This is a genomic window from Stenotrophomonas sp. HMWF023 (genome assembly GCF_003060985.1).
In the GTDB taxonomy this organism is placed as follows: Bacteria; Pseudomonadota; Gammaproteobacteria; order Xanthomonadales; family Xanthomonadaceae; genus Stenotrophomonas; species Stenotrophomonas lactitubi.
This window is the reverse complement of sequence record NZ_QAIJ01000267.1, coordinates 28,137-29,098: the sequence shown is the minus strand read 5'-3', so window position 1 is coordinate 29,098 and position 962 is coordinate 28,137. Positions and strand designations below refer to the sequence as shown.

1 protein-coding gene and 1 pseudogene are annotated in these 962 nt (G+C 65.6%); both read left to right on the top strand.

Annotation, left to right across the window (positions count from 1 at the left end; all coding sequences use genetic code 11):
* A pseudogene (locus tag DBR20_RS23285) lies at nt 1-151 on the top strand (sel1 repeat family protein); the annotation flags it as partial.
* A gap of 10 nt (nt 152-161) precedes the next feature.
* Nucleotides 162-839 carry a Fe2+-dependent dioxygenase gene (locus DBR20_RS15420; RefSeq protein ID WP_100551754.1) on the top strand — a complete coding sequence of 226 codons (678 nt, stop codon included), beginning with the start codon at nt 162-164 and terminating at the stop codon, nt 837-839.
* Nucleotides 840-962: the final 123 nt, after the last annotated feature.

Below are 962 nucleotides of genomic sequence, written 5' to 3'. Positions count from 1 at the left end.
GCTGCAGGCCGGTGAAATCGAACAGGCCGTGCACTGGCTGCGGTTGGCGCTGCAGCACGGCAGTCCCGCCTTCATGGCGCATATCGTGCCCGAGCTGGCCACCTCCCCCCATCCGCAGGTGCGCGCCCTGGTCGCACCATCCGCTTGCTGAGGACTCCCGCATGCTGCTGCACATCCCCGACATCCTCAGCGCCGGACAGGTGGCTGATATCCGCCGCAGGCTCGATGCGGCCGACTGGACCGATGGCCGCGAGACCGTCGGCCACCTCGGCGCGCAGGCCAAGCACAACCAGCAGCTGCCGGAAGCTTCGCCGCTGCGCCGCGAACTGGGCGAAACCATTCTCGTCGCGCTGGCACGGCATCCGCTGTTCTTCAGCGCCGCGCTGCCGTTGAAGTACCTGCCACCGCGCTTCAACCGCTACAGCGGCGGCGGCACCTACGGCTTCCACGTCGATGGCGCGGTGATGAACCTGGCCAACGGCGAGCAGCTGCGCTCGGACATCTCCTGCACGCTGTTCCTGTCCGACCCGGACGAGTACGACGGCGGTGAACTGATCATCAGCGACACCTACGGCGAGCATGAAGTGAAACTGCCGGCCGGTGATCTGATCGTGTATCCCTCCAGCAGCCTGCACAAGGTCAACCCGGTCACCCGCGGTGCGCGCGTGGCCTCGTTCTTCTGGGTGCAGAGCATGATCCGCGACGATGTGCAGCGTCGCCTGCTGTGGGAGATGGATACGTCCATCGAGCGCCTGCGGCAGACCGATGGCGATGCCGATGCAGTGCTGCAGCTGACCGGCGTGTACCACAACCTGCTGCGACGCTGGAGCGAGGTCTGAGCCGATCAGGCCACCCCTGCGACAACTTGGCAATCATTCTCATTTGCAACGGCTAACGGGTCTCATTACAATCACGCCCCGTTGACGCCGGATGTTCCGGCCAGCCAGGGATCTCCGCTTGCG

Bases quoted from the DNA above. Each gene is read 5' to 3' on its own strand.
- DBR20_RS15420 (WP_100551754.1), top strand. From the start codon at position 162: ATGCTGCTGCACATCCCCGACATCCTCAGCGCCGGACAGGTGGCTGAT.